Raw genomic sequence first — 25,785 nt, forward strand, 5'->3', positions numbered from 1 at the left:
GGTGGGCCTCACCGCCCCGCTCTACAGCAAGAATGCGCTCTCCTCCTCGGGCGAGCTCAATCTGCTCATGTGGTCGGACGAGTTCCCGGACCCCGTGATCCCGAACTTCGAGAAGGCCACCGGCATCAAGGTGAACCAGACGCCCTTCTCCCAGAACGAGGAGCAGATCAACAAGCTGCAGGCCACCGGCGGCGAAGGCTTCGACCTCTGCCAGCCCACCCAGAACCGCGCGCCGCAGTACAAGGACCTCGCCGTTCTCGCCCCCTTCGACATGAACCGGGTGAAGAACCATTCCAACATCATCCCCTCCATGGCCAAGGCCGCCGCCGAGCTCTGGACCTGGGAGGACGGTCTCTATTACATGCCGCATGTCTGGGGCTCGGAAGCCATCTCCTGGCGCACCGACCTGTGGAAGGGCGATCCGAAGGAACTCAGCTACGGCTCGCTCTGGGCCGATGACGTCAAGGGCCACACCCAGGGCCGCGGCCACTCCTTCCTCCTCGGCATCGGCCTGTGGTGGGATGCCTCCGGCAAGATGCCGTCCAACCGCATGCTCGACGGCTACAAGGACGAGGAGAGCTTCAAGAAGCTGTGGGACCCGATCCTCGCCTTCGCCATCGAGCACAAGGCCTGGGTGAAGCAGTTCTGGGATTCCGCCGACAACACCAAGTCCGGCCTCATGGAGAACGACGTGTGGATCGGCCAGACCTGGGACGGCCCGCCGCTTTCCCTCAAGAAGGAAGGCAAGCCCGTGAACTACCAGGCGCCGAAGGAAGGCGCCATCGCCTGGGTCGACGGCCTGTCGCTCCTCAAGCCGGCGAAGAACATCGACCAGGTCTACGCCTTCCTCGAATATCTGCAGACGCCGGAGGCGTCCGCCGCCGCCGCCGAGGGCTCGGGCTACAACCCGACCGTCACCGGCGCCGACAACCTGCTCTCCGACGTCGCCAAGAAGAACTTCCAGGAGTCCTTCCCGGGCGATGCGCTGCAGAACCTCTGGCCGTGGCCGGCCGAACCCACCTGGTATGCGGAAATCCGCAGCCAGTACGTGGACAAGTTCAAGGCCGCCTGAGCCCTTCGGGATCATCACGCATGAGTGCCAGCCCCGCATCGCGGGGCTGGTCCTTTTTCGGGCGGCGGCTGGTTCCACTTGAATTCCGTGGAGCTTCGTTGGAAAGTCGCCGGGAAGCGCCGCAGCAAGACGGCCGCGTCAGGTTTCAGAGGGTGGGGAGTTTATGAGCGCCGGTGTAGAGCTCGATCACGTGACGGTGCGTTTCGGCCATTTCACGGCCGTGGATGACGCGACGCTGGCCATCAGGAGCGGCGAATTCTTTTCCTTCCTCGGGCCATCGGGCTGCGGCAAGACGACGATCCTGCGCACCGTCTCGGGCTTCCTCGAGCCTTCCGAGGGCCGCGTGCGGATCGGCGGCCAGGATGTCGCGGGGATCGGGCCCAACAAGCGCCCCACCGCGCTGATCTTCCAGAACCTCGCGCTGTTCCCGCTGATGACGGTGGCCGAGAACATCACCTATGGCCTGCGCGTGCGCGGCGTTCCCAAGGCGGAGCGCATGAAGCGGGCGGACGAGCTCCTGAGCCTCATCGCTCTCCCGGGCCAGGGCGGCAAGCTGGTGAGCGAATTGTCCGGCGGCCAGAAGCAGCGCGTGGCCATCGCCCGCGCGCTCGCCGTGCAGCCCAAGGTGCTTCTCCTCGACGAGCCGCTCTCCGCCCTCGACTTGAAGCTCCGCCAGCACATGAGGAACGAGCTTCGCGCCATCCAGCAGCAGGTGGGCATCACCTTCATCTACATCACCCACGACCAGGGCGAGGCGCTCACCATGTCGGACCGCATCGCCGTGATGTCGGACGGCGTGATTCAGCAGGTGGCGGACGGCAAGTCCGTCTACGATGACCCCGACACGCCCTTCGTCGCCTCCTTCGTGGGCGAGAACAATCCCTTCGCCGGCAAGGTGACGCGCGCCGAGGGCGGCTTCGCCGTGATCGAGACGGCGCACGGGCCGCTGCGCGGCCGCAACCCCAAGAGCCTGAAGCCCGGCGACCGGGCGATCCTCTTCGTCAGGCCCGAATCCTTCCGCCTCGGCGCAGGCGAAGCGGATGCCACGCTCTCCGCCGAGACGCTGTCGAGCGCCTTCGAAGGCAACGCCACGCACGTGTTCCTGAAAGGCGCCACTCCGAAGGACATCACGGTGACGGTGGGCCGCCAGGCCGGCGTCGCCATCCCCGCCCACGGCGAGACGACGACCATCCACTACGAGCCGGCAATGGGCGTGGTGCTGCCGGAAGGGAAGATGGCCCGTGAGTAGCCGCTTCGTCGTCTTCCTCATCCCGCTCGTGGTCATCGCCATCTTCTGGGCGATGTCGCGGGCCGAGAACAAGCTCGCGCACGACCCGACTCACAAGGGCTTCTTCGAGCGGAACGGCGCGGTGCTGGGTGTCACCTTCATCCTGCTCGTCGCCTTCTGGACGCTGTTCCTCGTGGTGCTGCCCTATCTCTACATGGTGGTCGAGAGCTTCCACCCGAAGCTTCCCCCCGCCCAGCGCGGCGGCCCGGACGACGTGCTCACCATCGCGCAGTACAAGTCGTTCTTCATCAACCCGGTGGACGACAAGCTCAACACCACCCACATCTACGCCTTCGTCTTCACCATCATCGCCTCGGTGGCGGTCACCGCCGTCAACTTCGCCATCTGCTATCCGCTTGCCTATTACATGGCGCAGGCGGGAACGGCCCAGAAGGTGCGGCTCATCATGCTGGGCTTGATCGTTCCCTACTGGGTGAACGAGATCCTGCGCGCCTTCTCGCTCCGGCTGCTCCTGGCCTCGCGCGGCCTCATCAACCAGGCGCTGATGGGGCTCGGCATCACCTCGGAGCCGATCGACTTCCTCGGCAACAACGTGGGCCTCTACGTCGGCCTTTCCTACGCCTACCTGCTGGTGATGATCTTCCCGCTCTACAACGCCATCGAGAGCCTCGACAAGAACCAGATCGAGGCCGCCCGCGACCTTGGCGCCCCCTGGTGGAAGATCCACCGCGACGTGGTGATCCCCTATGCCAAGCCCGGCATCGCCTCGGGATGCACCATGGTTTTCATGCTGGCGGCGGGCTCTCTCGCCGCACCCCAGTTCCTCGGCGGCCCGTCGACGCTGTGGTTCACATCCATCGTCTACGACTTCTTCTTCCAGTCCTTCAACTGGCCGAGGGGTGCGGCATACGCCTTCATCCTGCTCGCCGCCTGCATCGCCTTCGTCATGCTGATGCTGCGGCTGTTCAAGGTGTCGCTCGGGGAGACGATCAAGTGAGTTCGAAATTCGTCATGAAGGCGATGATCGGCTTCTACGTCGCCCTGTTCTTCCTCTATCTCTTCGGGCCGCTCGCGGTAATGAGCGTCACCGCCTTCAACACGCCGAACTACCCGACCGCCATCCCCTTCGAGGGCTTCACGCTGGATTGGTTCGTGAAGCTGTGGAACCACCGCGCCATGATGGAAGGCCTGTGGAACTCGGTGATCATCGGGCTCGGCGTCGTCGCCGTCTCGGTTCCCGTTGGGCTTGCCGCCGCCATCATCATGAACCAGATCTACCACCGCGCGCGCGGCATGTTCTATCTCGTCACCGTCTCGCCGGTGCTGACGCCGGGCGTCATCATCGGCATCTCCACGGTGATCTTCTGGAAGGACATGATGGGGCTGACGGACTTCACCCGGGCCACCTTCTACAAGGGCGTCGTGCTGGCGATCCTTGGCCAGTCGAGCTTCGTCGCCGCCTATGCGCTCCTGATCATCATGGCGCGTCTCCAGCGCTTCGACCGCGCCCAGGAGGAAGCCGCCCTCGACCTCGGCGCCTCGCACCCGCAGGTGTTCTGGCACATCCTGCTGCCCTTCCTGAAACCGGCGCTCATCTCCGCCGCCGTCATCGCCTTCCTGTCGAGCTTCGAGAACTACAACACCACGACCTTCGCCATCCTCGCCGACAAGACGCTGGTGACGGTGCTCGCGGGCGAGGTGCGCCAGGGCACCACCCCTGCCCTCTCGGCTCTGGCCGTCATCATCATCGGCCTCTCGCTTCTGGGCGCCATCGTCTACGAGGTGATGAAGCGCCGCGAGGAGGGTGCGGCCGAGCGCGCCAAGGAACGCGCCAAGCTGGCGGAGAGGAGCGACCTCGGCGAAGCCGCACCGGCTGGGCTGAAGTAGGGCGATCGTCGTAGCCTCCCAATGCAGAATGCCCGGGCCAGCACCCGGGCATATTTTCAGTTCTTGCTTCATGAGGTTTCAAGAAGCGTCATACCGGCGAAGGCCCTGCTCCCGCCTGCCCGCCCGCGTCTCGTCACACTGGTGGAGAATGCCCCTTCCTACCCCGTCGAGCGCGCGCTGTCAAGGCCTTTATTCCTAGGCGCTACAGCTCCAGCACCGCCTTCACCGTCCCGGCCTCGGGCCTGATCCATTCCGGCATCTTCTTTCCCACCTCCCACAGGCTGGCGCTGTGGGTGCGGATGGCGCGGGTCGGCACCTTCGCCTCGCGCATCGCCGTCATCACCGTGGCGAAATCGACGAGGGTTGCGTTGCGGCTCGAAAGCAGCGTGGTCTCCCGCTTGTGGAATTCGGGGTCGCTGAAGGAGATGTTCCCCTGCACGATCGAGACCAGCACATAGGTTCCGCCATGGGCGACGAGCGAGAAGCCGCGCTCCATCGCCTTCGGGCTTCCCGTGCAGTCGAAGACGTGGCCGTAGAACTCGCCGCCCGTCTCCTCCCGCATCCGCTCCGCGTCGCCCTCGCCCAGCGTGATGGCGTGCGGCACGCCCAGCACCTTCGCCGCGAAGGCGAGGCGGTCCTCGCGGCCGTCGATCACGCTCACCTCCGCGCCATTGAGCTGCGCGAAGAGCGCCACGCCCACGCCGATGGGGCCGGCACCCACGACCAGCGCGCGCTCGCCCCGGCTCACCCTGGCGCGCGAGACGGCATGAGCGCCGATCGCCAGGAATTCCACCATCGCCGCCTCGTCCAGCGTGATGCCCTCGGCCTTGAAGAGATGGGTTTCGGGCAGCGCGAGGTATTCGCACATGCCGCCGTCGATGTGCACGCCCAGCACCTTCAGGCTGGTGCAGCAATTGGTCTTCCCCGCCCGGCAGGCGATGCAGTGCCCGCAGTGGAGATAGGGCACGATGTAGACGGGATCGCCCGGCTTCAGCTGCGAGCCCCTCTCCGCCTCGACGATCTCGCCCGAGAGCTCGTGGCCCATGATGCGGGGATAAACGAAATAGGGCTGGTTTCCCTGGTAGATGTGCATGTCGGTGCCGCACACGCCGATGCGGCGGATCCGCATCAGCGCCTCGCCGGGCTTCCTCTCCGGCAGCGGCCGCTCGACGATCTCGAGCTCGCGCGGGTTCCGGCACAGGATGGCGCGCATCGTTTCAGGCATCGGTGAAGTAATCCTCGTGAAGCGGCCTGAGCCGCGCGATGGCATTGAACACGGAGCGGAGATGCAGCTTCATGGCCCTCACCGCCGCCTTCTGGTCGCGCGCGTCGAGCGCGGCCACGATCGATTCGTGCTCCGCGATGATGTCGTCGCGATGGCCGGGCACCCGGTTGGCGAGATGGCCCACCCTGTCCCACAGCATCTTGACGCCCTGCACCGTCTTCCACACGCCCTCGAGGCCGGCGGCGCGCGCGATGAGCTGGTGGAAGCGCTCGTTGTCGAGGTAGAAGCTCCAGGTGTCCCCCGCCGCGGCATGGCGCTTCTGGTCGGCGAGATTGGCATGGGCTTCGGCCGCATGCGATTGCGTCCAGTTCTGCGCGGCCACCTCGACCAGCGCCATCTCGAGCGCGGTGCGCGCGAACTGGCTCTCCTGCACCTGCTTCATGCGGATCGGCGCCACGAAGCTGCCGCGCTGCGGGAAGATGTCGATGAGCCCGTCCTCGGCGAGCCGCGTCAGCGCGATCCGCACCGGCGAGCGCGAGACCCCGAACATGCCGCAGATGCGGTTCTCGCTTAGGCCCTCGTTGGGGGCGAGCCGGCAGGTGATGATCTCCTCCCGCAGGTGCCCGTAGATCTGCTCCGCCGCGGGCAGGCGCCGGTCCAGCACCCGGGGCGGCGCGCCGCCCCGGGCAAGGCTCTGGGAAAGGGGAAGCGCCATGCGGAAACCGGCTTGTGAGGGTGTTTCTTGTATACTAGCATGCACCCGAGCGGCCCAAAGATCAACCTTATTCTGCCGCCGCCAATGGGAGAAAACGTCATGAAATCAGTCGTTAAGCTGGTGGCTGCGCTGGGCCTCTGCGCCGCCGCCTCGATTCCCGCCCTTGCCGACCCGGGCACCAAGGTGGCCCTCGTCCCGGGCGGCCCCCACCCCTATTTCGCCGCCTGGGAGCAGGCCGGAGCGGACGCCATGAAGGATTTCGGCCTCGGCGCGGGCGACTACCGCGTGCCGCAGAAATGGGAGCTCGCCCAGCAGAGCCAGCTTCTCGAAAGCCTGCTCACCCAGGGCTACAACGCCTTCCTGATCTTCCCGGGCGATGCCGTGGGCACCAATGCCGTGGTGCAGGAGATCACCGAGAACGGCGGCCAGGCGATCGCCACGGCGGGCTGCCTGAAGGACCCGACGCCGGCCCTCTTCTGCATGGGAACCGACACGGGCAATTCCGCCTATCTCGGCACCAAGGAGCTGATCAAGGCCATGGGCGGCAAGGGCCGCATTGCGCATTTCACCGGCTTCCTCGTCGATCCCAACACGCAGCTCCGCATCGACGCGGTGAACAAGGCCGCCGCCGAGACGAACGGCGCGGTGGAGGTGGTGCAGGTGATCGCCGACATCGACGCGCCGCAGCCGGCGGAGGAGAAGATCAACGCCTATCTCGCCGCCAACGCGGCGAACGTGGACGGCATCGTGACCACCGCCTGGGTCCCCGCCGTGACGGCCGCCAACGCGCTCCGCAAGATCGGCGACAAGCGCATCAAGATGGTCGGCATCGACCATGACGAGGTGGTGCTCCAGGCCATCAAGGACGGCTTCGTGAACGGCACCATGCTGCAGAACCCCTATGGCCAGGGCTACATCGGCTCCTACGTGCTGGACAAGCTGCGCACCGGCTGCACCCTGAAGGACGACGCGCCGTGGAAGTCCAACGCCCTGACCGCGAAGTTCGTGGATTCGGGCACGGTGTTCGTCGACGCCTCGCAGGTCGATACCTACGTCGACGCCATGCGCGGCATCACCAAGGACATTCTCGCCAATTTCGAAAAAGACTACATGAACTGCCAGTGAGTGGCGGATGAAGACGACAAGGCTCCCCTTCTCCCGTCGCGCAAGCGATGGGAGAAGGTGCCCGAAGGGCGGATGAGGGCCAGTGAGTGAACCCATGACGGATGCCGCGTCCCCGGGAGTCGACACGCGCGACGGCTTCGCGCCGGAAAAGCGCCAGGGCTCCGGCGCGCTGCGCCTGCTGCTGAGCAACGAGTTCGGGCTTGCGGTGCTGATCGCTATCGCCTTCACCGGTTTCGCGCTGGCGCTGCCGGGCTTCACCTCGCCCTTCAGCCTCTTCACCATCGGCCGCCAGATCGGCATCGACACCATGATCGGGCTGGCCATGATGGCGGTGATCGTGACGGGCGGGCTCGATCTTTCGGTGGGCGCCATCGGCGTCTGCGCCGCCATGGTCTTCGGCTTTCTCGCGCAGTCCCTGGGCGTGCCGCTGCCGCTCGCCATTCCCGGCGCGATCCTGTTCGGCGCGCTGCTCGGCTTCGTCAACGGCTACGCGGTGGTGCGCTCCGGCGTTCACAGCTTCATCATCACGCTGGCCAGCATGAGCATCTTCTTCGGCGTGATGATCTTCCTCACCCAGGCGCAGGCCTTCAACGCCCTGCCCGCGGAGGTGACGGGGCTCGGCAAGATGCGGCTCTTCGGCAAGGTCTCTGTGCTGCTGGTGGTGACGCTCCTCGTCTGCGCGGGCCTCGGCCTCTTCTACCGTTTCACGGTGCTCGGGCGGCAGATGCTGGCCGCGGGCGCCAACCCGCGCGCCGCGGAGCTTTCCGGAATCCGCACCGGCCGCGTCATCACCGCCTGCCACATGCTGACCGGGGCGCTCGCCGCCCTGGCGGGGCTGATGCTCACCGCCCGCACTGGAGCCGCCGTTCCCTCGATGGCGGGCCATCTCGGGCAGGACTGGCTGCTCCCCGCCTTCCTCGCCCCCGTTCTCGGCGGCACCCTTCTCTCCGGCGGCCGCGTCTCGGTGATCGGCACCCTGCTCGGCGCCGCCTTCGTCACCATCATGACGAGCGGGCTCCTCCTCATGCGTGTGGGCGAGTTCTGGATCCTCGCCTGCCTCGGCCTGATCCTGCTTCTCGCCGTTCTCACAGACAGGCTGCGCCAGAGAATGCTGCGTGCAAGGGGGCTCATCTAGATGAACCGGCTCTTCGACAATGACTGGGTGGGGCCGGCACTCGTCTGCCTGGTGGCCATCGCGGGGATTTCCGCCCTGCAGCCGAGCTTCCTCTCGCCATTCAATATCCTGGTGCTGCTCTCGGCCATTTCCGTCAACATGGTGATCGCGCTCGGCCAGCTCGTCATCATCGCCATCGGCCAGATGAACCTGGCGCTTGGCGCCTTCGGCGGGCTCGTCGCCATCTGCTTCGCCGGCATCATGGAATTCTACGGCGTGCCGCCGGTGGCCGCCATGGTGATCGGCCTTGCCATCGGCACGGCGGCGGGTGCCGCCTCGGGCTTCGTCATCGCCCGCACCGGCATCTCGGCCTTCATCATCACGCTCGCCGGACTGCAGATCTTCAAGGGCATCAATCTCGGCATCACCGAGGCGCAGCCCTTCTACGGCGTGCCGCAGAGCGTGAAGGATTTCGGCAACATGGCGATCTTCGGGCCGGTGCCGTGGCTGGTCGTGCCGATGATCCTCGCCGCGCTCGGCATGTGGTATCTGTTCAACCGGCTCCGCATCGGCCGCTACATCCTGGTGGTGGGCGGCAACCGCACGGCGGCGGAGCTCTCCGGCATCGACGTCACCGCCACCATCGTCTGGGCCCATGCGATCTCCGGCCTCCTCGCGGCGATCGCCGGCATGATGCTGGTGGCGAGGCTGCAGATCGGCCAGCCCACCATCGGCGACGACTGGCTGATCTCCTCCTTCGCGGCGCCGGTGATCGGGGGCGCGGTGCTGGCCGGAGGCCACGTCAGCGTGGCGGGCACCTTCTTCGGCGTGGTCATCATCGCCATCATCACCCAGGCGCTGGTGCTCTTCGCGATAGACCCCTTCGTGGTGCAGATCGTGCTCGGGGCTTTGATCCTCTGGGCGGTGGGAATCAACCGCTTCCGCGAAATCCGCGTGGCGAGGCTGAACGAGATGCGCGCGAAATGACAGCTCTCCAGGTCTCCCGCGTCAGCAAGTCCTTTCCCGGTGTCAAGGCGCTGGACAACGTCTCGATGACGCTCAGGGGCGGCTCGGTGCACGCACTCCTGGGTGAGAACGGCGCGGGGAAGTCGACCCTCATCAAGATCATGACGGGAATCCACCGCGCGGACTCGGGAATGATCACCATGGAGGGCCGAACGGTGCGTTTCGCCGACCCCCGCGCCGCGGCGGCGGGCGGCCTCGGCGTCGTGCACCAGGAGCGCAACCTCGTCGCCCGCTTCTCGGTGGCGGAGAACATCATGCTCGACAGGCTGGGCCGCCACGCCCTCTCCCCCGTCGATTATGCCGCGCTGGCGGAGGAGGCCCGTCGCTGGCTGAAGCAGCTGGACCTCGCCATCGACCCGATGACGCCAGTCTCCCGCCTCAGCGTCGCGCAGATGCAGCTCGTCGAGATCGGCAAGGCGCTCTCGCTGCAGTCCCGCGTGCTGCTCCTCGACGAGCCCACCGCCTCGCTGACGCCGAGCGAGGCGCAGGTGCTGTTCCGCATCCTGCGGAAGCTCCGGGACGAGGGCGTCGCCATCGGCTTCGTCAGCCACAAGCTCGAGGAAGTCTTCGCGATCTGCGATACGGTGACGGTGCTTCGCGACGGGAAGAACGCCTGCGACAGCGCCGAGCTCAAGTCCCTAACGCGGGACGACGTGGTGAAGATGATGATCGGCCGCGCCGAGCGGATTTCACGCCGCGCACCGCGGCCGCAGCCCCGGGTCCAGCCCTTCTTCGAGCTGCGCGGCTATTCCTCCGCCGCCGGCCATGAGAACGTCTCGCTCTCCATCCGGCCCGGCGAGATCCTCGGCCTCTACGGCCTCGTGGGTGCTGGCCGGAGCGAGCTCGCCAAGGCGGTGCTGGGCTTGTCGCCCCAGACGGGAGGGGAGATTCTGGTCGCTGGCCGCCCGGTGAAGATCGGCTCGGTTGCCCATGCGCTCGATCTCGGCATCGGCTACGTCAGCGAAGACAGGAAGGGCGAAGGCCTGATCCTGCTCCACTCGGTCCTGGCCAACGCCGGCATCACCGTGTGGAAGCGCCTCGCCAGCGCGCTGGGCCTTCTGCGCGATGCCACGGTGGCGCGCAAGGTGGGGCCGATCCTCGGCAAGCTCGAGGTGAAGACGCCCTCGCTCGAGCAGGTGATCGGCAATCTCTCGGGCGGCAATCAGCAGAAGGTCTCTGTCGCGAAATGGATCGCGGCGGGGGTGAAGCTCCTCATCATCGACGAACCTTCGGTGGGAATCGACATCAAGACCAAGGCCTATCTGCATGACCTGATCCACGAGCTGGCCGAGAGCGGCACCGCCGTGCTGCTCATCACCTCGGACCTGACCGAAATGGTGGACGTGGCGGACCGCGTGGCGGTGATGAATGATTTCCGCCTTGAGGGACTTCTCGAGAATGACCGGAACTACGAGCGCGTGAGCACGGCCATCATGGGTCTTATCCACGGGCGGGAGGCGGCGTGATGGAACGGCTCTCGCGCGCGACCTGCAAGGCGCTGCCCTATGACCCCGCACTGCTGGACATCGGCATCGTGCATCTGGGTGTGGGCGCATTCCACCGCGCACACCAGGCCGACTACACCGATGAGGCGGTCCGCCGGGGCGACCTGCGCTGGGGCATCATGGGCGCCAGCCTGCGCTCCGCCGAGACGCGCGATGCTCTGGCACCGCAGGACTTCCTCTACACCATTGCCGAGAGCGACGAGGCGGGAGAGCGGTGCCGCGTGATCGGCGCGCTGCGCGGCGTGCTCGTCGCCCCGGAGAACCCGCAGGCGCTGATCGAGGCGATGTGCCTGTCCTCGGTGAAGATCGTCTCCCTCACCGTCACGGAGAAGGGCTATTGCCACGACCCGGCCACGGGCGAACTGAACGAGGCGCATCCGGATATCGTGCACGATCTCGCGCATCCCCACGCGCCGCGCTCCGCGCCGGGATTTCTCGTCGAGGCGCTGCGGGCGCGAAGCGCGCGCGGGGCTTCCCCCTTCACCGTTCTCTGCTGCGACAATCTTCCGGCAAACGGCCGCACCGTGGCGAAGGTGGTCACGCGGCTGGCCGCGCTGCGCGACCCCGCCCTCGCCCGCTACATCGCGGAACAGGTCGCCTTCCCTGCCACCATGGTGGACCGCATCGTGCCCGCCACCACCGATGCCGACCGTGTCCGCATCGCAGCCGCCACGGGTCTTGAAGACCGCTGGCCGGTGGTGACGGAGGCCTACAACAACTGGGTGATCGAGGACCGCTTTCCGCAAGGGCGGCCCGACTGGAAGGCCAGTTTCGTCGCCGACATCGCGCCTTTCGAATTGATGAAGCTGAGGCTCCTCAACGGCGCGCATTCCGCCATGGCCTATCTTGGCTATCTCGCCGGCCACGAAACCATCGCCGGCTGCATGCAGGACGCAGCACTCGCCTCCTATGTCGCCCATCTCATGCATGACGAGGTAACCTCCACCCTCGCCGTGCCGCCGGGGGCGGACGTGGAGTCCTACAAGCAGGCGCTGCTGAAGCGTTTCCGCAACCCGGGCCTTCGCCATCGCACCTGGCAGATCGCCATGGACGGCTCGCAGAAACTGCCGCAGAGGCTTCTGGGGACGATCCGCGACAGGCTGAAGGCGGGAGCGCCCATCGACGCGCTGGCGCTCGGCGTCGCCGCCTGGATGCGCTACGTGACCGGCATCGACGAGCAGGGCCGCCCCATCGACGTGCGCGATCCCCTGAAGGACGAGCTCCGCGCCCGCGCCGATGCGGCGGGAGCGGACGCCGCGGCTCTCGCCCCTGCCCTGATGGACCTCGACACGATCTTCGGGCGCGACCTTCCCGCCGATTCCCGTTTCACCTCCGCTGTCACCGGTGCGCTCGGCAGCCTCTTCGTGAAGGGCAGCCGCGCAACCTATGAAAGCTTCCGGAGTACCCGAGCATGAAACAGACCTGGCGCTGGTTCGGCCCCGCCGACCCGGTAACGCTCGCCCATGTGCGGCAGGCGGGTGCCGTGGGCGTCGTCTCCGCACTTCACCACATGAACCGCGGCCAGGCCTGGACCGACGACGAGGTGATGAAGCGAAAGGCGGAAATCGAGAGAGCCGGCCTCACATGGGACGTGGTCGAGAGCATCGCGGTTCCGGAACCGATCAAGACGCGCACGGGTGATTACCGGCAGCTGATCGACAACCACAAGGCCTCGATCCGTGCCGTGGCCAGGGCCGGAATCGGCGTGTGCTGCTACAATTTCATGGCGATCACCGATTGGACCCGCACCGACCTCGACTGGCCGCTCGCCAATGGCGGAACGGCGCTGCGCTTCGACATCGTCGACTTCTGCGCCTATGACGTGCTGATCCTGAAGCGGCGCAACGCCGAGGCCGATCACCCCGAAGGGCGCATCGCAGCGGCGCGGCAACGCCTCGCCTCCTGGCCCGAGAGCAAGATCGCCGAGCTCGAGCGCAACCTGATCGACTGGGTGCCGGCGCGTGAGACCGTCTATGACAGAGAGAGTTTCCTGCGCCAGCTCGACGAATACCGCGACACAACGGCGGAAGGCCTTCGCCAGCATCTCTTCGCCTTTGTGCGGGAAATCGCCGAGGTCGCGGAGGAAGCGGGCGTCAAGCTCGCGATCCACCCCGACGATCCGCCCTTCCCGCTCTTCGGCCTGCCGCGCGTCAATTCGACCGAGGAGGACACGCAGAGGCTCCTCGAGGCGGTGCCGAGCCCCGCCAATGGCGTGACGCTCTGCACCGGCTCCTATGGCGCCAACCCGGCGAACGATCTCGTACGCATGGCGCGGGTGTTCGGCCCGCGGGTCCATTTCGCGCATCTGCGCAATACCACGCGCGAGGCCGACGGCTCCTTCTTCGAGGCCGAACACCTCGATGGCGACACCGACATGGTCGCGGTGGTGGCGGAACTCCGCAGCCTCGAGACGCGCGAGGCCCGCGAGATCCCGATGCGGCCGGACCACGGGCACCTCATCCTCGACGACTTGGCCAAGAAGGTGAACCCCGGCTACTCCGGGATCGGCCGCCTCAAGGGCCTGGCGGAACTGAGGGGCGTGATGCGCACGGTCGATGCCTTCCGCGCCGGCCGCGTGAACTGAGGAGGCCCGAGATGGCGAAGATCACCCGCGTCGAAGCGCTGATGGTGGACTTGAAACCCAAGGTGAAGCGCACCGACGCGATCCAGTCCTTCGTCAGCCAGGAGACGCCGATCATCCGCATATTCGATTCCGATGGCGCGGTGGGCACCGGCTACACCTACACCATCGGCACGGGTGGCCCTTCGATCATGGAACTGATCCGCCGCACGCTTGGGCCCGCGCTCATCGGGCGCGAAGCGCTGGAGATCGAGCGCATCTGGCGCGATCTCTTCTTCCTCACCCACGCGACGACGGTGGGCGCCATCACCTCGCTCGCCCTCGCCGCCATCGACACGGCGCTGTGGGACCTGAAGTGCCGCCGCATGGGAGAGCCGCTGCACCGCATGGCGGGCGGCGCCCAGGCGAGAATCCCGCTCTACACCACCGAAGGCGGCTGGCTCCACATCGACACATCCGAACTGGTGGAGGATGCGCTCCAGGCGAAGGCGAAGGGCTTCGGCGGCTCGAAGATCAAGGTTGGCCGCCCGCATGTCTCGGAAGACGTGAAGCGGCTCGAGGCCGTGCGCGCGGCGGTCGGGCCTTCCTTCGAGATCATGACGGACGCCAACCAGCGCTTCACCGTCGACGAGGCGATCAGGCGCGCGCGCTGCCTCACGCCGCTCGACATCGCCTGGTTCGAGGAGCCGCTGACGGCGGACGACATCACCGGCCACGTGCGCCTGTCGCAGAGCACGACTCTCCCAATCGCCGTGGGCGAGAGCCTCTACAGTCACCTGCACTTCCGCGAATACCTGGAGCGCGGCGCCTGCTCCATCGTCCAGGCGGACGTGGCGCGGATCGGCGGCATCACGCCCTGGCTCAAGGTGGCCCACCTCGCGGAATGCTTCAACGTTCCCGTCTGCCCGCATTTCCTGATGGAGCTGCACGTCTCGCTCTGCGCCGCCGTGCCCAATGCGCGCTGGGTGGAATACATTCCGCAGATCGACTCGCTCACCACGGAGCCGATGCGCATCGAGAAGGGCCACGCCATTCCTTCCGACGAGCCGGGCCTCGGCATCGCCTGGGATTTCCAGGCGATCGCCGGGGCCATGGTCGAGGGATCGGCCTTCAGCCTTTCCTGATCAGACGCGCGGTGCCGGGTACATCGGGTCCTTCGGCACGATCATCTTGCCGATGGGCCAGAGTGCGAGGCCGGCGAGCTTGAGGTGCGCCCAGGCGAAGGGAATGCCGATGATGGTGACGGCGAGCATCACCGCCGTGATGACATGGCCCAAGGCCAGCCACCAGCCGGCGAAGACCAGCCACAGGATGTTGCCGATGCCGCCGAGAAGGCCGGTGCCGATGTCCTCGCGGCCCGTGTAGCGGTCGCGCGGCACGGCCGTGTAGCCGAAGGGCATCAGCGTGTAGAGCGCGATGTTGACGGCCGCCCGCGCCCACGGGATGCCGACGATGGTCACCGCCATGATGACCGCCGCGACGAGCCAGCCGAAGGCCATCCAGGCGCCGCCCAGAAGAATCCAGATGATGTTCAAGAGCAGTGACATCGAGCCCTCCACGTTCACGGGTGAACATATGGGGAGCTCCATCGCGATTGCCAGCAAAAATCGAGACCACCCGAGGGCGGTTGACGCAGGCCCGCTCCCCCTCCCATTCTGCCGCCATGCGAGTCATCCACACCGCCGACTGGCAGATCGGCAAGCCCTTCCGGAACTTCGGCGAGAAGGAAAGCGTGCTGCGGCAGGCCAGGCTTTCCGCCATCGAGGCGATCGGCCGCCTGGCGCAGGGCGAGGCCGCCGCCCACGTGCTGGTGGCGGGCGACCTCTACGATACCGAGGCCCCGGCCCAGAAGACGCTGCTTGAACCGCTCGAACGCATGCGCGGCTTTCCGGGGATCGCCTGGCACATCATCCCCGGGAACCATGATCCGCACCGCGGCAACGGACTGTGGGACCGCGCCCGGAGCATCGGCCTTCCCGACAACGTTCATGTCCACCTCTCGCCGGAGCCGGCGTCGCTGGGCCCCGAGGCGGTGCTGCTCCCTTCGCCGCTGCGGCGGAAGAGCGAAGTGTCGGACCTGACCGAGTGGATGGACCAGGCGCCGAGTTCCGATTCCGTGATCCGCATCGGGCTGGCCCATGGCTCGGTGACGGGCTTCGGCAGCGAAGGCGAGGCCAGCAACCCCATCGCGCCGGACCGCGCGAAGCGCGCCGGGCTCGATTACCTCGCGCTCGGCGACTGGCACCGCACCATGCAGGTGGGGCCCGGCACCTGGTATGCCGGAACTCCGGAGGCGGACCGTTTCGGCAGCCAGGAACTCGGCCAGGTCCTCCTCGTCGAGATCGCCGGGCCGGGCGCGCCGCCAACCGTCAGTACGAGGCGCACCGGCGCCTACCGGTGGCTGAGCCAGGCCGAGGAAATAACTGCCGCGCGCGATCTCGACGGGCTCGAGGAGCGGCTCCGCCTCATCCCTGAACTGCCGTCGCTCCTGATGCGGCTGGACCTCAGGGGCACGCTGGACCTCACCGCCCGGGCCGATCTCTCGAACCGGCTGGCCGCGCTCGAGGCGGCGATGTTCTGGCTCGAGCCCGATCTTTCCGGTCTCCACGTGCGCCCGACGCTGGACGACCTCGAGAGGATCGACTTCGGCGGCGTGCTGCGCGAGGCGGCCGAGCTCCTGAAAGCGGAGGCCGAGAACCCGGCGGCCAATCCCGTCGAGCGCCGCCGCGCGGAGGAAGCGCTGGTGCAGCTCTTCGTGATGACTCGCGAAAGCGGCAGGGGGCAGGCGGCATGAAGCTCACCGGGGTTTCCGTCGAAGGCTGCGGACGTTTCGGCACGCCGGCGCGCATCGAGGGCTTCGGCCCCGGCGTCAACATCCTCGCGGCAGAGAACGAGGCGGGGAAATCCACCCTCTTCCGCGCCATACGCACCTGCCTGTTCGAGCGGCACTCATCCGCCAAGGAAGAGATCGCGGCACTCGCCACCGAGGGATTGTCGCTGCCCGTCTCCATCACCGTGTCCTTCGAATGCGGGGGCAAGTCCTACGCCATCGCCAAGTCCTTCCTGAAGGGCAAGGCGGCGAGCCTCACCTGCGGCGGCGTCGAGATCGCCCGCAACAGCGAGGCGGACGAGCGGGTATGGGAGCTTCTCGGCATTTCGCCGAAGTCGGCGCGCGCGCTCGACGACGCGGCCTTTGGCATCGTCTGGGTGCAGCAAGGCCATTCCTTCCAGGCGCCGGAACCTTCCGAAGCTGCGAAGACGGTGCTGAACGAGGTGATCCAGCAGGAGGTCGGAACGCTCGTCGGCGGCGAACGCGCGCGCCTGCTTCTCTCGGCCGTGCGCGAGGAACTCGCACGGAACGTCACCGACACGGGCCGCCACCGGGCCAACGGTCCCCTCGATCTCGCCGCGAAGGAAAGCGCGCGCCTCGGCGACGAGCGCATGGAGGTGGAAGGCCGCCTCGCCGAACTGAACGACAGGATCGAAGGCCTGGCGAGGCTCCGCGCCGAGCTGCGCCGCGCCGGAAACCCGGCCGACACCCGGCAGATGAAGCAGGAACTGGCGGATGCGCAGCAGAAGCTCGGCGCGGCGGAGAAGGCCGCCGAGGCGCTGAAGGCGCTGGAGGCCGAAGAGCGTCACGCGCACGAGCGCGCAAGCGCCCAGCGCGAGAAGCTCGACGCCCTGCGCAGGCGCGCCGAGGGGATCGACGGGCACCGCCGCCGCATCAAGGCGCTGGTGGCCGGGCTTCCGGCCCTCGACGAGGAAGAGGCCGCTGCGCGCAACGCGCAGGGCGAGGCTCTGCGGCGCAGGTCTAAACTCGACCTGGAGATCGAGGAACTCGAGTCGCGCGAGAGCGGGCTGCAACGGCTCGCGGCACTCGCCACGCACATGGCGGCGCGCGATCAGATGGAGACGCGCCTCAACCAGCTGAGGGATTTCAATGCCCGCGCCGCGGCCAACGAGGCAGAGCTCAAGGTGGCGAGCGCCGACGATGCAGCGCTGCAGGCGCTGGCCGCGATCGAGCAGCAGGAATCCGCCCTGCGCGCGCGGATCGAGGCGGCGGCAGCCCGCATCAGCATCGCGGCGGGGCCGGCAGCACAGGTGGCGGTGAACGGGGAGGCGGTCTCCGGGAACGCCACGCGCGCGGTAACGGAACCACTCGCCATCACTGTGGGACGGGACGTAACCATCACCGTTTCCCCACCCGCCGCGGGCGTGGCGGCGGCGGAAGAAGGGCTGAAGGAGCAGCGGCGCCGCCTGGCGGACCTCCTCGCCCGGCATGGGGCGAAGAATCCGGAAGAGCTCCGCCAATTCCGTGCCCAGCGCCTGCTGCTGGAAGAGACAGCGCGCGAGCTGCGCGCCGAGCGCAATGCACTCGGACTGAAGGAGCAGCCTTCCGCCGAGATCGCCAGGCTCGAGAACGCGCTCGCCGAGATCGACGCGAAGATGCGCCAGGCGGCCGAGGGCAGTGCTGCCGGGTCGATCCCCTCGCCTGCCGAACTCCAGGCGGAGCTTCAGGCGATCGCCGAGGCGCGCGGCGCGCTTCGCTCCGAGCGCACCGGCTGCGACGCGGTGGCCGCCGGCCAGAACGAGACGCTGTCGCGCATCGCAAAGGCGCGCGGCACCCTGGACGGCCAGCTGCGCGAGATCCACGCGAAGCTCGAAGCCGATCTCGCCCTCCTTCCCGACGAGCAGCGCGAGTCGATGATCAACGCCTGCCAGCGCGACCTCGAAGCACGCGAGGCCGAGCACCGCGGCAAGGCGGCCCTCTGCGAGGAACGGCGCAGGCAGTCGCCGCAGCCCGAGGAGACGGAGCGGCTGAAGGCGCGCGCGGAACGCCTTTCTTCGGCGCTCGACAATCGCGCCGGGGCCATCGACAGGCTGAACCAGCAGATCGCGAGGCTCGAAGGCGAGATCCAGTCGGCCGGCGGCGACGGCCTCGGCGAGCGCGCCGCAGCCCTAAAGCTTCAGCAGGAGATGGCGGCGGCGGAAGCGGCGCGGATCGCCGAGCGTGTGGAGGTGCTGAACCTGCTCAAGTCCACCGTCGAGCGATGCTACGCACGGCGCCGCGAACAGCTCAACGCACCGCTTCTGCGCCACCTGAAGCCGTTCCTCCACGACGTCTTCCCGCAGGCGGAGATCGCGCTCGGCGAGAATTTCACCATCGCCGGGTTGAACCGGGGCGGACCTGGCCGCGAACTCTTCGGCCGGCTCTCGCTCGGCACGCAGGAGCAGATCGCGGTGCTGGTGCGCCTCGCCATGGGTGCCATGATCTGCGAGAAGGGCGAAGATGTTCCGATCATCCTCGACGACGCGCTGGTCTTCTCGGACGACGACCGCATCGAGCAGATGTTCGACGCCCTCAACCGCGCCGGACGGAACCAGCAGGTTATCGTGCTCACCTGCCGCTCCCGCTCCTTTGCTTCGCTGGGCGGCAGGCAGCTGCAGATCGTCTAGCGGTTAAAGCCCTCACCCGCCCTGGAGGTACGCCGCGCCGGACGCAACGCTCTCCGCGCCATCGAGCGTGAAGACAGCGCCGGAGGCGTAAGCCGCCTCGTCGGAGGCGAGATAGACATAAAGCGAGGCGAGCTCCTCCGGCCGCGCGTGGCGCTTCATCGGGATGATGCCGTTCACCTTTGCCAGCATCTCCGGCGAGTATTCGGCTTCCTGCATGGGAGTCATGGTGTAGCCGGGGTTCACCGCATTGACGCGGACCTTGGGCGCGAGTTCGACCGCCATGGTGCGCATCATCGCGAGGAGCGCGCCCTTGGAGGCATTGTAATCGGCGTAGTAGCGATAGGCGGTGACGCCGGAGGTGGATGCCGTCATCAGGATCGCCCCGCCCTTCTCCTGTGCGAGCATGTGGCGCGCGGCGAGCTGGCTCACGTAGAACACGCCGTGCAGGTTGACGCGGATCACACGGTCGAACTCCTCGCGCGGGATGTCAACGAAGTTGCGGCGGATCGAGATGCCGGCATTGCAGATGAGCACGTCGAGCCCGCCCAATGCCGAGAGCGAGTGCGCGAAAGCCTTGTCCACACCACCGGCGTCCGCCACGTCGACGGACTCGACGGCGGCGAGCTTCGGCAGCCCGGCGGCGATGGCTTCGGCGTTTGCGGGGTTGCGGCACCACACGGAGACCTTCGCCCCCTCCTCCAGGAAGCGGCCGGCCACCGCCGCGCCGATCCCCGTCGAACCACCGGTGACGATCACCCGCTTCCCCTCGAGCCTCATTCCAGTTCTCCCTAGATCACATAGCCGCGCGGCAGGGGCGCGAAGGACGATAGCGCGAGGCGGCCTTTCGTACTCTCGAGGGTGGCGACGACCTCAGGTTCCGCCGCCTCGGCGACCGGCACGTCGAGGCCCAGAACATCGAAGATCCGGCGGAGCCGCACGGCTTCCGGCGTGCGGATCTCGAGCGAGGCGAGTTTGCCGCCCAGAGGCGCCGAGCGTGCCGGGTGCTCGCTGTCCATCCAGTCGATGAAGAAGGGAACGAGCGAGCCGAAGCCGTGGTTGCGGAGCCCCCAGCATGTCCAGAAAAGACGCTTGCCATCTGGCTTGATGCGCCCGCCGGGGACGAGCGCGCCGCCATCGAGGCCGCCCCGCTTCGCACGCTCGGCGACTTCCGCGAGAACCGCACCGCCGACGGCCCAGTGATAGAGGCCCTTGCCCTCGAGGCGGCTCACCTCGGGATCGAGCGCATCGGCGCTCTGTGCGCTGTCGCGGCCGAGGATTTCGAGATAGGTCTCGGGACCCAGCGCCATCACGGCGTTGGCCGTGCCCTCGCCGGGATGTTCCCCGCCATAGAGCGGCGCACGGTCCATCGCTTCGGCGAAGTGGCGGCGGCCCTCGTCGAGGTCCGCCGTGTACCAGACGAGATGATCGATCCTCATGCCCTCATAAGAGCGTGGATTCGTCCGACAGTCCAGCGAAGCCGCGCATCATGGGCCGAGGTGGAACAAGCCCCCGGCACCTGCATTGACGAAGCGCTCCGTCACGGGCGGAAATTGTGTCTGATTAACGAGTTGTGTCATGCCTGGAAAATCCGTCTGGTCGCGCTACAGCTACACGTGGGTGACGCTGGCGCTGTTCCTGGTGGCGCTCGCCGGCCACTGGCTGTTCGGTTGGTTTGAATACGTCCAGGACCAGCAGGCTCACCACCAGCCCATCGTTGTCTCCGCCTATTTCACGCAATTGATGCGGGGCACGCTGGAGAACTGGCAGTCGGAGTTCCTGCAGCTTGTGTGGCAGGTGGCGGGCTTGTCGTTCCTCTATCACGTGGGCTCCACCCAATCACGCGAAAGCGAGGACCGCCTGGAAGCCAAGGTCGACGAGTTGATGCGTCTGGTGAATGCCCGCGAGGCCGAGAGGACGATCCGCGAACTCGACCAGCGCTATTCGCGCAAGCCATGAGAAAAGGCCCGGCGGTTCATCCGCCGGGCCTCTGCCGGAAAGGACCTTAGCGGCGCTCGTCGCGGCGCTCGTCGCGGCGCTGCTCACGGTTGCGCTCGTTCTCGCGCTCCATGCCGCCGCCCTGCTGGTGCTGCCCGCCACCCTGCTGTTCCTGCTGGCGCTGGCCGCCCTGCTGGTTCTGCTGGCCCTGGCGGTTGCGATCGTTCTGGTTCTGATTCTGGTTGGCCATGACTGGTTCCTTTCATCAGTTGCGTGCAGTGGAAGACAGATCGTCCGCTTCACCTGCCTGAACAGAACGTGCGCGCACCCTCGGGGGTTCCTCCGGAGCCCCCGGAAGGCGCAGCACCAGGAACGTGGAACAATGCACATTGCATGATGTTCCGATGACGGATGTTGTTTTCTGGGAGTGAACGATGATGTCGACTGGCGACAGCGCCCCGGTGGCGAGGTTCGTGTCCGCGGCCATCGCGGTGGTGCTCATCGTCGCCGTTGCGCTGGTGATCTCGGTCCTCGTCGTGTGACCTGCGAGAGTCAGGCGAGAAGCCGGCGAGCCCCCGCGCGGTTCATCGCGGCGCGGAGATCGCCCTCCGGTTCCCGGTCGCAGACGAGAAGAACCTGCGGCGACCATGGCCCATAGACCGAGAGCGAGGGCCGGCCGAACTTCGTGTGGTCGGCGAGGACCACGGTTTCCGAGGACCGTCTCATCATCGCGCCGTAGATGAGGCCGGGGCCCACGCCGGCATCGCTCGGCCCTTCCGCCGTGACGCCGCTCGCCCCGAGGAAGGCCTTGCCGGCACGGTAGCGCTGCAGCGCCTCGATGGTGTCCGGCCCGTGGATCAGCCCTTCCCGGCTGTCATACTGGCCGGGCAGCATTAGCACCTTGTGGAACGGGTTGCTGGCGAGCGCCACGGCAATCGAGAAGGCATGGGTGATGACGGTGAGATGATCGCGTTCGGCGGCGAGCCTCCGCGCGAAGATCGTCGTGGTGGCGCCGCCGCCGATCATCAGGATGTCGTTGGGCTCGACCAGCGCAACGGCCGCCGCCGCGATCCGCTCGCGCTCCTCGATCATCATCTTCTCGCGCTCGACAAGCGCAGGCTCGAAGCTGACGGGCCGCGTCGCGCCGCCATAGGTGCGGTTGATGAGGCCGCGCTCGTCGAGCTCGGCGAGATCGCGCCGCACGGTTTCGGTGGAGACCGCAAGCAGCGAAGCCAGCTCGTTCACCCGGAGCGTGGGCGCGGTGCGCAGCTCCGCCACGATTCTCGCCTGCCGGTCCGACTTCGTCAGTTTCATTTCGCCGCTCCGCATCCCTGCTCATTGTGCCATGGCCGAAGCCGGGCGCAACATTGACCAGGGTTCCACATCGGCCTGCGATGTTCCTCCAGAATTGACCGCTTGACAACGGAATAATGTTGTGGTTGCCTAATACATAGTTGGATATCGGTCATTTTGTGACCGAAGGAGCACACATGTACGACTATGGCCTCTTCAAGTTCGAGTCGAAGCAGGACCTGTTCGACAAGGCCATCCGCTTCTGGAATCCCGACAAGACCAAGTTCTGGCAGAAGGCCGGCATCGACCTGGTGATCGACCGGCGCGAAGGCTACTTCCTCTACGACATGTCCGGCCGCCGCCTGATCGACCTGCACCTCAACGGCGGCACCTACAATTTCGGCCACCGGCACCCGGAGCTGGTGGAGACGCTGAAGGGCGCGCTCGACTACTTCGACATCGGCAACCACTGGTTTCCCTCGGTCGCCCGCGCGGCGCTGGCCGAGTCGCTCATCAGCGTCTCGCCGGGGATGAAATACGCCGTCTTCGCGCCGGGCGGCGCGGAGGCCGTGGACATCGCCATCAAGAGCGCGCGCTATGCCACGAAGCGGCGCAAGATCGTGTCGATCATCAAGGGCTATCACGGCCATTCGGGCCTCGCCGTGGCAACCGGCGACGAGCGCTTCACCAAGATTTTCCTCGCCGACCAGCCCGAGACCTTCATCCAGGTGCCCTTCAACGACATCGACGCGATGGAGCGGGCACTCCGCGGCAATGACGTCGCCGCCCTCATCATGGAGACGATCCCCGCCACCTACGGCTTTCCCCTGCCGAAGGAGGGCTACCTCAACGCCTGCAAGGCGCTGTGCGAGAAGTACGGTGCGATGTACATCGCCGACGAGGTGCAGACGGGCCTCATGCGCTCCGGCAGGATGTGGGGCTGGCAGGCTTATGGCGTGCAGCCCGACATCATGGTGACGGCCAAGGGCCTTTCCGGCGGCCTCTACCCCATCAGCGCGGCGCTGGTGAACGAGAAGGCCGGCGGCTGGCTGCACGAAGACGGTGCCGCCCACATCTCCACCTCGGGCGGCGCGGAGCTGGGCTGCGTCGTCGGCCACAAGGTAATCGAGATGCTGCAGCGCCCGGAGCTCGTCGCCAATGTCCAGACGGTGACCGACTTCATGGCCGAGAGCATGCAGGAGATGATCTCGCGCCACGGCGACATCTTCACGGGCGTGCGCCAGAAGGGCGTGATCCTCGGCCTCGAATTCTCCAACCATCCGGAAGGCGCCGTGTTCGTCTCGCGCGCGCTCTACGAGCACGGCGTATGGGCGATCTTCTCCTCCCTCGACAAGCGCGTGCTGCAGTGGAAGCCCGGCGTGCTGCTGACGCGCGAAACCTGCGAGGACATCTTGGACCGTTTCGATGCCGCCATGCCGCGCGCCCGCGAGCTGCTGCATCAGGCGAGGAAGGCTGCCTGACATGAGCGAACCGCTGATCAAAGTTCCGGACGTTCAGTTCGAACGCGCCAAGCTGATGCTGGACCGCGCCCGCTGGGCCGCGGGAAAGATGCAGAAGCTGGACCGCGCCGCGACCCGCCGCATCGTCGATGCCGTCGCCGCCGCGGGCCACGCCAAGGCGCAGGCCTACGCCGAATGGGCGGTCCGCGAGACGGGCATGGGTGTCGTCGAGCACAAGCGCATCAAGAACGAGGCCTGCACCAAAGGCCTGGTCGAGATCTACGGCAATGAGGACTTCATCAGCCCGCGCATCGACCCGCAGAAGAAGATCGTCGAGCTCCCCCGCCCCGCCGGAGTGATCTTCGCGCTGATCCCGGTGACGAACCCGGTGGCGACCGTCTTCTTCAAGACGCTGCTGGCGCTGATGACCCGCAACGCCATCATCCTCTCGCCGCACCCGCAGGCCAAGGCCTGCTGCACCGATGCCGCACGCGTGCTGGCCGAGGCCGCGAAGGCGGCAGGCGCGCCGGACGGCGCCATCCAGGTGATCGACGAGCCCAACATTCCGCTCCTCGAGAAGCTGATGGCGGATGAGCGCGTGGACCTGATCATCGCCACGGGCGGGCCCTCCGTCGTCAAGGCCGCCTATCGCTCCGGCAACCCGGCCTTCGGCGTCGGCCCCGGCAATGCGCCCGTTCTGGTGGACGACACGGCCGACCTGAAGCTCGCGGCCAAACGCATCGTGGCCTCCAAGAGCTTCGACAACTCGATCCTCTGCACCAATGAGTCGACGGTGCTGGCCTTCACCACCATCGCTGACCGGCTGCTGGAGGCGATGAAGGCGGAGAAGGCCCATGTCTGCACGCCGGAGGAGACGGAGAAGCTGCGGAAGCTGCTTTTCACCGAGCACGGCTTCAACGTGGCGATGATCGGCAAGGATGCGAGCGTCATCGCCCGCGAGGCGGGCTTCAACGCCAGCGGCGCGAAGATCCTGGTGACGCCGGTGAACCTCGTGCAGCCCGAGGAGAAGCTGGTGCGCGAGAAGCTCTGCCCGGTGCTGGCCTTCGCCCGGGTGCAGACGATCGATCAGGCGATCTCCGCCGCCCGCTCGATGATGCGGAAATCCGGCAGGGGCCATTCCGCCGCAATCCACTCGAAGAAAGAGGCCAACGTCATGGCCTTCGCCGCCGCCGTTCCGGCCCTTCGCGTGGCGGTCAACGCCGGCTGCTCGCTCGGTGCATCGGGATACGAGACCAATCTCGGCCCCTCCATGACCATCGGCACCGGCTTCGCCGGCGGCTCCTCGATCGGCGACAACCTCACGCCCCATCACCTGATGCATTTTGCCCGCATCGCCTACAACAAGGATGCGGCGGAAACCTTCGGCGATTATACCGGGCTCGACCCGCTGAACCTGCCGAGGCGCGAGGCGGCTCCTGTCTCCCTCGCCGTCGACAATTCTTCCGACAGCGAACTCCGCAGGGAACTCCGGCGCATCATCCTCGAGGAGCTGAAAGCGGTCCTGGCCGCCTGATCCCGCATGGCAACGCTCCGCTCATACATCTTCATCGACCAGCTGCAGCCGCAGACCATGTGCTATCTCGGCACCTGGATCCGTGGCTCGTTGCCGCGCACCAACATGGCGGCACAGATCATCGAGGTGGCGCCCGGCCTCGACATCGAGGCGCTGACCGACGTGGCCCTGAAGACCGCCGAGGTGCAGGGCGGCATTCTCGTGGTGGAGCGCCAGTTCGGCTATCTCGAGATCCATTCGCGCGACGTGGCTGCGGTGAAGGCCTCCGCCGAAGCGGTGATCGACGCGATGGGCATCACCGCGGACAAGGCGATGAAGCCGAAGATCCTCGCCTCCAAGATCGTCACCCGCATCGACCCCGGCCACGCCTTCCTCATCAACCGCAACAAGGGCGGCTCCATGGTGCTGGCGGGGGAGACGCTCTTCGTGCTCGAAACCGAGCCCGCCGCCTACGCCATCCTCGCCGCCAACGCGGCGGAAAAGGCCGCGACGATCAAGATCGTCGATTACCGGATGATCGGCGCGACGGGCCGGCTCTATCTCTCCGGCACCGAATCCGAGGTGCGCGCCGCCGCGAGCGCCGCCGAACAGGCACTGGAGCTCTGAC

24 protein-coding genes are annotated in these 25,785 nt (G+C 66.9%); 17 read left to right on the forward strand and 7 right to left on the reverse strand.

Translation table 11 applies throughout. The features are described from left to right. From ACK4HL_RS12870 to ACK4HL_RS12885, 4 genes are all read left to right on the forward strand, one after another. A partial coding sequence (locus ACK4HL_RS12870) for an extracellular solute-binding protein (RefSeq protein ID WP_409760916.1) occupies nt 1-1,072 on the forward strand: 1,072 nt, incomplete at its 5' end. A 163-nt stretch (nt 1,073-1,235) separates the two neighbouring features. Then, complete coding sequence (locus tag ACK4HL_RS12875; RefSeq protein ID WP_409760918.1) at nt 1,236-2,321, forward strand: ABC transporter ATP-binding protein; 1,086 nt, start codon at nt 1,236-1,238, stop codon at nt 2,319-2,321. Continuing rightward, nucleotides 2,314-3,318, forward strand: a complete 1,005-nt coding sequence (locus tag ACK4HL_RS12880; RefSeq protein WP_409760920.1) for an ABC transporter permease — start codon at nt 2,314-2,316, stop codon at nt 3,316-3,318. The genes ACK4HL_RS12875 and ACK4HL_RS12880 overlap by 8 nt, the downstream gene beginning before the upstream one ends. Next, a complete protein-coding gene (locus ACK4HL_RS12885; protein WP_409760922.1) occupies nt 3,315-4,208 on the forward strand; it encodes an ABC transporter permease in 894 nt (297 codons plus the stop codon). Before ACK4HL_RS12880 ends, ACK4HL_RS12885 begins: the two co-directional genes overlap by 4 nt. 202 nt (nt 4,209-4,410) lie before the next feature. Here the strand turns inward: ACK4HL_RS12885 and ACK4HL_RS12890 are convergent, their stop codons facing one another. Both ACK4HL_RS12890 and ACK4HL_RS12895 read right to left on the reverse strand, forming a co-directional pair. After that, nucleotides 4,411-5,421: a zinc-binding alcohol dehydrogenase family protein gene (locus tag ACK4HL_RS12890; protein WP_409761068.1), complete on the reverse strand. Its 1,011-nt coding sequence runs from the start codon at nt 5,419-5,421 to the stop codon at nt 4,411-4,413. A 4-nt stretch (nt 5,422-5,425) separates the two neighbouring features. Beyond that, nucleotides 5,426-6,148 (reverse strand): GntR family transcriptional regulator, encoded by a 723-nt coding sequence (locus tag ACK4HL_RS12895; protein WP_409760924.1) that lies wholly within the window; start codon nt 6,146-6,148, stop codon nt 5,426-5,428. A gap of 99 nt (nt 6,149-6,247) precedes the next feature. On the opposite strand from ACK4HL_RS12895, the gene ACK4HL_RS12900 reads away from it, so the two are divergent. The 7 genes from ACK4HL_RS12900 (at nt 6,248) to ACK4HL_RS12930 (ending at nt 14,623) form a co-directional block, all read left to right on the forward strand. Next, nucleotides 6,248-7,273, forward strand: coding sequence for a sugar ABC transporter substrate-binding protein (locus tag ACK4HL_RS12900; protein ID WP_409760926.1), 1,026 nt, complete (start codon nt 6,248-6,250; stop codon nt 7,271-7,273). Nucleotides 7,274-7,367: 94 nt separating this feature from the next. Next, nucleotides 7,368-8,408 carry an ABC transporter permease gene (locus tag ACK4HL_RS12905; protein WP_409760928.1) on the forward strand — a complete coding sequence of 347 codons (1,041 nt, stop codon included), beginning with the start codon at nt 7,368-7,370 and terminating at the stop codon, nt 8,406-8,408. Continuing rightward, entirely contained in the window at nt 8,409-9,374 is a 966-nt protein-coding gene (locus ACK4HL_RS12910; RefSeq protein WP_409760930.1) for an ABC transporter permease, read from the forward strand. Next, the gene (locus ACK4HL_RS12915) at nt 9,371-10,879 is read left to right on the forward strand and encodes a sugar ABC transporter ATP-binding protein (protein WP_409760932.1); all 1,509 of its coding nucleotides are present in this window, start codon (nt 9,371-9,373) and stop codon (nt 10,877-10,879) included. The genes ACK4HL_RS12910 and ACK4HL_RS12915 overlap by 4 nt, the downstream gene beginning before the upstream one ends. Continuing rightward, nucleotides 10,879-12,333, forward strand: coding sequence for a mannitol dehydrogenase family protein (locus ACK4HL_RS12920; RefSeq protein WP_409760934.1), 1,455 nt, complete (start codon nt 10,879-10,881; stop codon nt 12,331-12,333). The genes ACK4HL_RS12915 and ACK4HL_RS12920 overlap by 1 nt, the downstream gene beginning before the upstream one ends. Continuing rightward, nucleotides 12,330-13,502 carry a mannonate dehydratase gene (uxuA, locus tag ACK4HL_RS12925; protein ID WP_409760936.1) on the forward strand — a complete coding sequence of 391 codons (1,173 nt, stop codon included), beginning with the start codon at nt 12,330-12,332 and terminating at the stop codon, nt 13,500-13,502. Before ACK4HL_RS12920 ends, uxuA begins: the two co-directional genes overlap by 4 nt. 11 nt (nt 13,503-13,513) lie before the next feature. After that, a complete protein-coding gene (locus ACK4HL_RS12930; protein ID WP_409760938.1) occupies nt 13,514-14,623 on the forward strand; it encodes a mandelate racemase/muconate lactonizing enzyme family protein in 1,110 nt (369 codons plus the stop codon). Here ACK4HL_RS12930 and ACK4HL_RS12935 read toward each other — a convergent pair whose 3' ends face one another. Further along, entirely contained in the window at nt 14,624-15,046 is a 423-nt protein-coding gene (locus tag ACK4HL_RS12935; RefSeq protein WP_409760940.1) for a YccF domain-containing protein, read from the reverse strand. 116 nt (nt 15,047-15,162) lie between these two features. On the opposite strand from ACK4HL_RS12935, the gene ACK4HL_RS12940 reads away from it, so the two are divergent. Continuing rightward, on the forward strand, nt 15,163-16,293 hold the full coding sequence (locus ACK4HL_RS12940; protein ID WP_409760942.1) for an exonuclease SbcCD subunit D: 1,131 nt from the start codon (nt 15,163-15,165) through the stop codon (nt 16,291-16,293). Further along, nucleotides 16,290-18,956 (forward strand): AAA family ATPase, encoded by a 2,667-nt coding sequence (locus ACK4HL_RS12945; RefSeq protein WP_409760944.1) that lies wholly within the window; start codon nt 16,290-16,292, stop codon nt 18,954-18,956. The genes ACK4HL_RS12940 and ACK4HL_RS12945 overlap by 4 nt, the downstream gene beginning before the upstream one ends. A 12-nt stretch (nt 18,957-18,968) precedes the next feature. On the opposite strand, the gene ACK4HL_RS12950 is transcribed toward ACK4HL_RS12945, so the two are convergent. Together ACK4HL_RS12950 and ACK4HL_RS12955 are read right to left on the reverse strand one after the other, a co-directional pair. Beyond that, nucleotides 18,969-19,733 (reverse strand): SDR family NAD(P)-dependent oxidoreductase, encoded by a 765-nt coding sequence (locus tag ACK4HL_RS12950; RefSeq protein WP_409760946.1) that lies wholly within the window; start codon nt 19,731-19,733, stop codon nt 18,969-18,971. An 11-nt stretch (nt 19,734-19,744) separates the two neighbouring features. Continuing rightward, nucleotides 19,745-20,392, reverse strand: a complete 648-nt coding sequence (locus ACK4HL_RS12955) for a VOC family protein (RefSeq protein WP_409760948.1) — start codon at nt 20,390-20,392, stop codon at nt 19,745-19,747. Between the two features lie 139 nt (nt 20,393-20,531). On the opposite strand from ACK4HL_RS12955, the gene ACK4HL_RS12960 reads away from it, so the two are divergent. Beyond that, nucleotides 20,532-20,912, forward strand: coding sequence for a DUF6766 family protein (locus ACK4HL_RS12960; protein ID WP_409760950.1), 381 nt, complete (start codon nt 20,532-20,534; stop codon nt 20,910-20,912). 46 nt (nt 20,913-20,958) lie between these two features. Here the strand turns inward: ACK4HL_RS12960 and ACK4HL_RS12965 are convergent, their stop codons facing one another. Continuing rightward, complete coding sequence (locus ACK4HL_RS12965; protein ID WP_409760952.1) at nt 20,959-21,141, reverse strand: hypothetical protein; 183 nt, start codon at nt 21,139-21,141, stop codon at nt 20,959-20,961. 302 nt (nt 21,142-21,443) lie between these two features. After that, nucleotides 21,444-22,205 carry a DeoR/GlpR family DNA-binding transcription regulator gene (locus ACK4HL_RS12970; protein WP_409760954.1) on the reverse strand — a complete coding sequence of 254 codons (762 nt, stop codon included), beginning with the start codon at nt 22,203-22,205 and terminating at the stop codon, nt 21,444-21,446. Between the two features lie 176 nt (nt 22,206-22,381). Between ACK4HL_RS12970 and ACK4HL_RS12975 the strand changes: the two genes are divergently transcribed. The 3 genes from ACK4HL_RS12975 to ACK4HL_RS12985 are packed head-to-tail and all read left to right on the forward strand — an operon-like array spanning nt 22,382 to nt 25,784. Next, a complete protein-coding gene (locus ACK4HL_RS12975; RefSeq protein ID WP_409760956.1) occupies nt 22,382-23,665 on the forward strand; it encodes an aspartate aminotransferase family protein in 1,284 nt (427 codons plus the stop codon). Between the two features lies 1 nt (nt 23,666). Then, the gene (locus ACK4HL_RS12980; RefSeq protein ID WP_409760958.1) at nt 23,667-25,178 is read left to right on the forward strand and encodes an aldehyde dehydrogenase family protein; all 1,512 of its coding nucleotides are present in this window, start codon (nt 23,667-23,669) and stop codon (nt 25,176-25,178) included. Between the two features lie 6 nt (nt 25,179-25,184). Next, the gene (locus ACK4HL_RS12985) at nt 25,185-25,784 is read left to right on the forward strand and encodes a BMC domain-containing protein (RefSeq protein ID WP_409760960.1); all 600 of its coding nucleotides are present in this window, start codon (nt 25,185-25,187) and stop codon (nt 25,782-25,784) included. Nucleotide 25,785: the final 1 nt, after the last annotated feature.

Origin of the sequence: Aestuariivirga sp., assembly GCF_046294715.1 — a bacterium.
Taxonomy (GTDB): domain Bacteria; phylum Pseudomonadota; class Alphaproteobacteria; order Rhizobiales; family Aestuariivirgaceae; genus Aestuariivirga.

What these genes read in the sequence shown, in the direction of transcription:
- ACK4HL_RS12965 (WP_409760952.1), bottom strand. Translation starts at nt 21,141, where the DNA reads ATGGCCAACCAGAATCAGAACCAGAACGATCGCAACCGCCAGGGCCAG.
- ACK4HL_RS12890 (WP_409761068.1), bottom strand. Translation starts at nt 5,421, where the DNA reads ATGCGCGCCATCCTGTGCCGGAACCCGCGCGAGCTCGAGATCGTCGAG.
- ACK4HL_RS12915 (WP_409760932.1), top strand. Translation starts at nt 9,371, where the DNA reads ATGACAGCTCTCCAGGTCTCCCGCGTCAGCAAGTCCTTTCCCGGTGTC.
- ACK4HL_RS12945 (WP_409760944.1), top strand. Translation starts at nt 16,290, where the DNA reads ATGAAGCTCACCGGGGTTTCCGTCGAAGGCTGCGGACGTTTCGGCACG.
- ACK4HL_RS12985 (WP_409760960.1), top strand. Translation starts at nt 25,185, where the DNA reads ATGGCAACGCTCCGCTCATACATCTTCATCGACCAGCTGCAGCCGCAG.
- ACK4HL_RS12950 (WP_409760946.1), bottom strand. Translation starts at nt 19,733, where the DNA reads ATGAGGCTCGAGGGGAAGCGGGTGATCGTCACCGGTGGTTCGACGGGG.
- ACK4HL_RS12930 (WP_409760938.1), top strand. Translation starts at nt 13,514, where the DNA reads ATGGCGAAGATCACCCGCGTCGAAGCGCTGATGGTGGACTTGAAACCC.
- ACK4HL_RS12975 (WP_409760956.1), top strand. Translation starts at nt 22,382, where the DNA reads ATGTACGACTATGGCCTCTTCAAGTTCGAGTCGAAGCAGGACCTGTTC.
- ACK4HL_RS12935 (WP_409760940.1), bottom strand. Translation starts at nt 15,046, where the DNA reads ATGTCACTGCTCTTGAACATCATCTGGATTCTTCTGGGCGGCGCCTGG.
- uxuA (WP_409760936.1), top strand. Translation starts at nt 12,330, where the DNA reads ATGAAACAGACCTGGCGCTGGTTCGGCCCCGCCGACCCGGTAACGCTC.
- ACK4HL_RS12960 (WP_409760950.1), top strand. Translation starts at nt 20,532, where the DNA reads ATGCCTGGAAAATCCGTCTGGTCGCGCTACAGCTACACGTGGGTGACG.
- ACK4HL_RS12970 (WP_409760954.1), bottom strand. Translation starts at nt 22,205, where the DNA reads ATGAAACTGACGAAGTCGGACCGGCAGGCGAGAATCGTGGCGGAGCTG.
- ACK4HL_RS12895 (WP_409760924.1), bottom strand. Translation starts at nt 6,148, where the DNA reads ATGGCGCTTCCCCTTTCCCAGAGCCTTGCCCGGGGCGGCGCGCCGCCC.
- ACK4HL_RS12875 (WP_409760918.1), top strand. Translation starts at nt 1,236, where the DNA reads ATGAGCGCCGGTGTAGAGCTCGATCACGTGACGGTGCGTTTCGGCCAT.
- ACK4HL_RS12980 (WP_409760958.1), top strand. Translation starts at nt 23,667, where the DNA reads ATGAGCGAACCGCTGATCAAAGTTCCGGACGTTCAGTTCGAACGCGCC.
- ACK4HL_RS12940 (WP_409760942.1), top strand. Translation starts at nt 15,163, where the DNA reads ATGCGAGTCATCCACACCGCCGACTGGCAGATCGGCAAGCCCTTCCGG.
- ACK4HL_RS12910 (WP_409760930.1), top strand. Translation starts at nt 8,409, where the DNA reads ATGAACCGGCTCTTCGACAATGACTGGGTGGGGCCGGCACTCGTCTGC.
- ACK4HL_RS12900 (WP_409760926.1), top strand. Translation starts at nt 6,248, where the DNA reads ATGAAATCAGTCGTTAAGCTGGTGGCTGCGCTGGGCCTCTGCGCCGCC.
- ACK4HL_RS12920 (WP_409760934.1), top strand. Translation starts at nt 10,879, where the DNA reads ATGGAACGGCTCTCGCGCGCGACCTGCAAGGCGCTGCCCTATGACCCC.
- ACK4HL_RS12955 (WP_409760948.1), bottom strand. Translation starts at nt 20,392, where the DNA reads ATGAGGATCGATCATCTCGTCTGGTACACGGCGGACCTCGACGAGGGC.
- ACK4HL_RS12905 (WP_409760928.1), top strand. Translation starts at nt 7,368, where the DNA reads ATGACGGATGCCGCGTCCCCGGGAGTCGACACGCGCGACGGCTTCGCG.